The following is a 6,553-nucleotide window of genomic DNA, read 5'->3' as shown; positions in this document are numbered from 1 at the left end:
TATCCTGCTCGAAAGTTTTTCTTTCGCTATTAAAAACACGGGAACGGCGCCGATTGCAAGCGCCACCGTTTGCAGTATCAGAAGCAGCCTGGGGTCGGCCCATATCCGGTATAGCGGTGCGATTAACAGCAGGATAAAGGAGAGGTGATCCCCGAACAGGTGAAGCCCCCTCGCGGTTATAAAGGGCTCCTTAAGCTGGCTCAAAAGCCAGACACCCTGGTCGAATATACCAAGGTCAAACCCAAATGTCCCGTAGTTATTGTGGTTGCGAATGGTGATAAAGGAAAACGTAAACACGTAGAGCGCGACCATGGCGGCGAGCGCCGCATATTCGTATTTCCTGGGATTTGCATCGAGTGCGACCAGAACGTCGAGCCTGGATGCCACCGGTCTTTGCGAACCATCATCCTTTTCATCCTGCTCAGGCCCGGCCCCTTTAGGAGAGTCGCCGAGCAGCCGCTTTGCGACGATCGAAGGGACTTCGAAGAGCGCCGAAACCAGTGAGGCGACCCTGCCGCCTTCAAGCTCGGCCACCGGATCGATGCTCATGAGCAGCTCTGCGGATTCCAACTCCATGAATTTCAGACGGTACGCGGTTGTGTCGACTTCGAGTTTGCGCCACTTAAGAGCGGAAAGTACCTCTTTAAAAAAATCTGTGGCTATGATGAAAAGCCGCTGATCCTGGTTAAAATGGCCGGGCCGCTTTTTCTCATCGTACGAGAAATAGCTCCGGTGCATCTCGGTGAGGTCTTCGACCACCAGCCCGTGCGATTCAAAATAGCGTGCGGCCATCTGGTTAAGCTCGGCATAACCGGTGTTTCGCGCCCCCCAGGCAAGCCCGTCAGCTTCCTCGATCCATTCATGGGGAGGTGACTTCGGTGCGAACAGTATGGCGACGAGCGAGGCGTTCTCATCAAGCGCGATAAGGCCGCCGGCGCCGTTTTTTGCGTTCCAGTCGCCGATAACGAGAAGTTTTTCCGGCAGCACGTCGCGCTCGGCTATCTGCCCGGCAAGCCAGCCGGTATCGACACCCTCGGGCCAGGACGCCTCGTGTATCTTTTTAAGCTCGCGGTTGTTAAGGCTAAAAATCGGCACCTATGCGCTCCGTTCCTTCGCAAACCCGGTAGAATCCCCCTGCCCGGCGTCCTCGGGTTGCGAGGAAGAGCGAAGGGACGAGATCTTTCGCACGGCGAACATAAGCGCATACGCCGCAACGAAGAGCCATGCGATATCCGAGAGAACCCTGCCTGCGGTATCAGACCAGGTCTCGCCGAAATAGAGGTGCACGTGCCGCTGTCTGGGCACGACCATCATTATGGTCGGTGAGGCCAGATACGGCCCATCGGCACCCTCGACTTTCCAGTTTGGGAAATATGAAATCCTTATAAGATGCGGCACCCCGATGGCGGAGGTCGTGAAATCCAGCCCATCGTCGATGATGCGCACGTTAGTGATCCTGCCCTTGCGCGCCGGCTCATGCTGGACGGTGCCCTCCAAGTCGGCTGAAACCGTCCTGAACGAGTCTTTAAGAGCCCGCGCCTGGTTCGCGTCGACCAGCGGCGGTACATCAAAGAGCTTGGGTTTTGAATACCAGGCGAGAGCGGTTGCGCGCCAGTCCTTGGTGTCAACCATCAGCGGCATATATTTTGGGATGACCACGTAGCCATCGGTGTTGACTTTGTAGAGGGCAAACTCCATGTCGGTGCCGCGCACTTTAAACTTTTTTAGGAGCGCCAGGTCATGGTCTTTTTCCGCCTGGGTCTTGACCTCGTTTGAAAGGGCAAGAAAATAATCGATATTGTATAGCTGCAGGTGGCGCACGCCATCGGCCACGTTAAGCTGCGGGTACCGGATGCCGAGTATCGCGCAGCTCGGCTCTTTTGAGAGTTCTGCCTGGTTTATAAAGTGAAACGGCGCCGAGATCGAAGCCTCCATCAAGGTGCCCTCGATGGTGGGGTGCCCCGCGAAATAGGGCAAAAGCTCAAAGGCACGTGGCGTGCCGAAGGTGTCTATCTTCGAGGAGTGCTCGACCATCACCCGCCCCGGAGGCAGGCTTTTTATATATTTATTGATCGCATTAAAATCGTTCCAGTGAGCTTTGCCCTCGAAGCCGGAGTAGTTCCAGTTGATCCAGGCCGTGGCGGTCTGGCTGGTTCCAAATACATTGCCAACGACCACGGCAACGGCAATCGCTGCTACCGCGTAATCCGCATAGCGTTTAGGCAGCAGCACGTAATCATAGAAGAGCCCGGCGAGAACCCGGCGTAAAAACCAGATGCCGTACGCCGCCCAGATAAACGAGAAATAGTAGAAGAAGGGCACGACCCGCCCGTTCCAGAGCCGACCCGGCGGCACCAGGAAAAACAGCGCCACCGACATTACGAACGTCCACAAAAAGATATACATCCGGCTATCGCGCCTGATAATCGCCCCCAGTATGCCGAGGGCGCTTAGTGCTATAAAGGGTCGCAGGGGATCGGGCAGTATCTCGTTGATTCCCTGGAGCTGATCCCATTGCATGTGTGCGGTGTAACCGATTTTTGCGGCAAAGGGGAGCGACCAAAATGCGGTAAGCAAAAAGCCCAGCACGAACACGCCGGCAAGAATGGCAAAACGCTTTACGTTCAGCTTGTTGAGCAGAAAATATGTCGAGAAGGCGAGCGCCATGATGGTGGTGACCACGTGCGAGAGCACGACCATGGCGAGCAGCACACCGGTAGAGACCCTGAATTTCTGCTCTTTAATATCCCGGTAAAGAAGCGCTAAAAATAAAATCAGCAGCGAGAAGCTTAAGCTGTAGCCGAACTCACCGGCAAGCGTGCTCAAGATGTTGCCGCCGTAAATCGAGTAGCTCTCCATGAACAGAAACGGCAGGGTAAAGCCCGAGGCTATTAGGGGGAAGGGAAACTTAAAATCCAGCACTTTAAAGGCCGCGTAAGTGGTGGCGGGAAGCAGAAACACACCGAGCAGCGTGCCGATTTTAAAGGCGATTTGGTATTTGATGACGGTGCTCATGGCCGCTATCGCCAAAAAGCCGAGCGGAAAGTAGAAATGAAGCATTGGAAATCCCATATACCAGCCGGGCGACCATCCCGTTATCCTGCCTTTGGGCAGCAGGTTATGGATAAGGAAGTCGGCGATATAATGGTGCGCGCCGGTATCTCCTCCGGCGGTTGTCGTTGCGGAGAAGATCAAATCCGGTTTAAAAAATGAAAAAAGCGTTCCGTAGATCGCTATAAATCCAAGCACTACCGCAAGGCGTGAGAGCCTCACGGTCCTGATCCGGGATACCAGCCTCTCTATTTTGGTCCCCTCCTACGTGGATGATCCTTGTGCAAGGTGTTCTTTCCATAAGAAGTAGCGAAGCATGAAAAGGCCGATAATCGTTCGAGGGATTCGTTTTACCATGCTCGAGCGCGCCGGCCGTTTCTCTTCGACCACGACCGGGACTTCTTTTATTCTAAGACCGCTTTGCTCGGCCCTGATGACGAGCTCGGTATCGAACAGGTCCTTTGCCAGGCACGCGCGCTCGATAATCGGCTCGATTTTCTTCCGGTTAAACGCCTTCATTCCGTGCGTCTCTTTAACGTGCACGTTAAAGAGCATCTTGATGAACAGATAAAAGCCCTGTGTTGCCATTTTGCGCGAAAAGCTGCGCCTATCCTCGGCCCCCGGCGCGAGCTTGGAGGCGATGACCACATCGTATTTTTTCAGGAGCCCGAGCGCTTCCTTCAAAAAATCGGTACTGTAATAGTCGATATCGAAAATAAAGATATACGGGGCCTTAGCGGCGACCATGCCGGCCCGCATGGCCCTACCGTAATCAGCAACACCTATTGTCAGCGTCCGCACGTTATCCAGCTCCTCAGATAACCCTTTGGTTATCCGCCTGGTATCATCGGTGCTTCCGTTCTCACACAGAATGATCTCAAACGCCACGCCCAGCTGCTGCAGACCGTCGTAGAAGTCGGAGGCGGCGGTCGGCAGGAACGCCTCTTCGTTATATACCGGTATGACTATGGAAATCTTTGGCCGGGTTTTTCTGCCCTGGGCAGGAAACGAGTATTCGCTATATGCCTCTGCCGGATGCATCATAAGGTTCCCGTCCTTTTGTTGATCTTGTTCTCCCTGCCCCAAGCTGGCGAGAAGGAGGTTCTTTCAAAACTTGTCCTGCCGGCGATAATCAACAAGATCGCCATGGCAAGAAACGGCTTAAAATCGATCCCCGCTTTGTTGACCTTGGGTTTTTTCACTTTGGCCGCAAGCGCCGGGTTTTTTATCTTTTCCCCTTCGACAACAACCCTTTGTTTGAGCGTCGTCGAGGTGCTCGTCGCCACCGATTTCTTCACCGGGGCATACGCGTCGGTCGACGTGGTTGAACTACTTGTCGTGTCCGGTGCGCTTTTTTTAGTTTTAACCGGAGCACTTGCGTTTGCCCGATCGGAGCTGGTTGTGCTTAATCCGCTGCTGTTATGCTGCGATTTTTTACGTTCTGTGGTCGACGTTGTAGTTGTCGATTTTCTCGTTGGTCTTTCTGACCCCGGCACGGTTGAAACGGTCGTTTCACTAATGACAACCTTACCCCCACTCGGCGTGTCCGTGTTCACTGCTGCGGCTGCCGGTACCATAAGGGCTATGATTAGTGCTACTGCTAAGTGCAACGATATAAAGAGCCTTTTCAACATCAACCTCGTTTCTACCCACGACTATGAAATAAGTAAACTATTGTGGCCTAATGTGACCTACTGTCCTATTGTGAGCCGCTAGACCCACTACAACAGCTTATGAAAACGGCGGTTCTTTACATTACTTCCGTACCACCTCTGATAGACCTATAATAAAGACTTACTAACTGTTCTAGTGCAGCGTGTTCTATTAATACGGTCTATTAAGGAACTCTATTACAAGAACTCTATTGCTATTGCAAATATGACACCAGTTGGGATAAAATTCTACCCCAAACCTATAACAAACCAATAATTTAGCCGTAGTAAGTTTCTACCCTTAATAGGAGCCTTTTAAATCACTCTATCAGCCCAATCTCGATATACGATTGCTGGATTGCTGGGCGGTCACCTTGCTTTATTGCAGCTAGGACTGATTTTACGTAAAATTAAGAAATGCGGTGGTCTAACTTTTTCAAATTGCTCTGCTAACTATTGTACCGCATTTTCATTAAAAGTGGTAAGGCTTGCGTTGTGTCAGGTGAAATGGAGGAGTCTTGAAGATACTGGTCATTGGTAGCGGCGGGCGCGAACACGCCCTGGTATGGAAGATACAACAAAGTCCCAAGGTCGAGAAGATATACTGTATTCCCGGAAACGGGGGGATTGCACAGTTGGCCGAGTGCGTTGCGCTCGACCCGACCGATGTTGAGGCGCTGGCCAACTTCGCACAGGATAAATCGATCGACCTCACGGTGGTAGGTCCCGAAGCGCCCCTGGTAGCGGGCATAGCCGATGTATTCGCGAAAAAGGGTTTAAAAGTATTCGGCCCGAGCGCACGGGCGGCCGAGCTTGAGGGGAGCAAGAGCTTCGCCAAAAACATCATGAATAAGTACGGTATCCCCACAGGGGAGGCGAACCTTTTCGATAACTACGGGGACGCCGCCGCCTTCCTTGAGCGACTCAAAGCCCCCTATGTGATTAAAGCCGACGGTCTGGCCGCCGGAAAAGGGGTTTTTATTGCGAAAGATAAAGACGAGGCCAAAGCCGCCCTTAAAAGTTGCCTGGTCGAGGAGCAGTTCGGCATGGCGGGCAAGCTGGTGCTCATTGAAGAATACCTGGAAGGCCCGGAGCTTTCCGTTCTCGCGTTTAGCGACGGCAAGGACGTAATCCCGATGGTGCCCGCCCAGGATTACAAGCGCGCCTACGACAACGACGAGGGCTTGAATACGGGAGGCATGGGATCATACTCGCCGGTTTCCATCGTTACCTCAGAGCTTTACGGGCAAATCGTCGAGACGGTTCTTAAGCCCACCATCGAGGGTCTCGCATCTGAGGGGATTGAATACCGCGGTGTGCTGTACGCGGGTATCATGCTCACCAAAGATGGGCCGAGAGTTTTGGAGTTTAACGTGCGCTTCGGCGACCCCGAGACCCAGGCGATTCTACCCAGGCTTACCAGCGATATCATCGAGCCGATGCTCGCGGTTGCCAATGGTGACCTCTCGGGTGTAAACCTGGCATGGACCGATGATGTATGCATTACGGTGGTTCTGGCATCGGGCGGCTATCCCGGCGATTACTCGACCGGCTACCCCATAAAGGGGCTTGATGAAGCCGGCACCGTTGAAGGCGTGACTGTTTTCCACGCCGGCACCAAGGTAAAAGACGGCCGTATCGTTACCGCGGGCGGGCGCGTGCTCAACGTGAGCGCCCTCGGCAAAGACTTCGAGGAGGCCAGGCGCAAGGCCTACGAGGCCGTCGGCAAAATTCACTTTGATAACATGCACTTTAGAAACGACATAGCGCTTCGCGCATTGTAGTGAAGGTCTAGAGTGTAGCTCAGCTCTCAGCATTCAGCAATCAGCTTAAGAATACGGGTCGAGAAT

General features: G+C 53.3%; 5 protein-coding genes. 2 read left to right on the top strand and 3 right to left on the bottom strand.

The window, feature by feature from the left end; translation table 11 throughout:
* The 3 genes from COY37_RS03635 to COY37_RS03625 form a co-directional block, all read right to left on the bottom strand.
* On the bottom strand, positions 1-1,095 hold a 1,095-nt coding region (locus COY37_RS03635; RefSeq protein ID WP_286976161.1), incomplete at its 3' end, for a DUF2079 domain-containing protein.
* Positions 1,096-3,273 carry a glycosyltransferase family protein gene (locus COY37_RS03630; RefSeq protein ID WP_286678131.1) on the bottom strand — a complete coding sequence of 726 codons (2,178 nt, stop codon included), beginning with the start codon at positions 3,271-3,273 and terminating at the stop codon, positions 1,096-1,098.
* A 42-nt stretch (positions 3,274-3,315) separates the two neighbouring features.
* Positions 3,316-4,095, bottom strand: a complete 780-nt coding sequence (locus COY37_RS03625) for a glycosyltransferase (protein WP_286678130.1) — start codon at positions 4,093-4,095, stop codon at positions 3,316-3,318.
* A 15-nt stretch (positions 4,096-4,110) separates the two neighbouring features.
* Here COY37_RS03625 and COY37_RS03620 point away from each other — a divergent pair, with 15 nt between their 5' ends.
* Positions 4,111-4,767: a hypothetical protein gene (locus tag COY37_RS03620; protein ID WP_286976158.1), complete on the top strand. Its 657-nt coding sequence runs from the start codon at positions 4,111-4,113 to the stop codon at positions 4,765-4,767.
* A 454-nt stretch (positions 4,768-5,221) separates the two neighbouring features.
* Positions 5,222-6,487, top strand: a complete 1,266-nt coding sequence (purD, locus tag COY37_RS03615) for a phosphoribosylamine--glycine ligase (RefSeq protein ID WP_286678128.1) — start codon at positions 5,222-5,224, stop codon at positions 6,485-6,487.
* Positions 6,488-6,553: the final 66 nt, after the last annotated feature.

The organism is Candidatus Aquicultor secundus, assembly GCF_002791875.1.
Lineage (GTDB): Bacteria > Actinomycetota > Aquicultoria > Aquicultorales > Aquicultoraceae > Aquicultor_A > Aquicultor_A secundus.
This window is presented reverse-complemented; position numbering and strand designations above follow the sequence as displayed.

Excerpts from the sequence above, each read along its gene's own strand:
- COY37_RS03625 (WP_286678130.1), bottom strand. The coding sequence starts at position 4,095 with ATGATGCATCCGGCAGAGGCATATAGCGAATACTCGTTTCCTGCCCAG.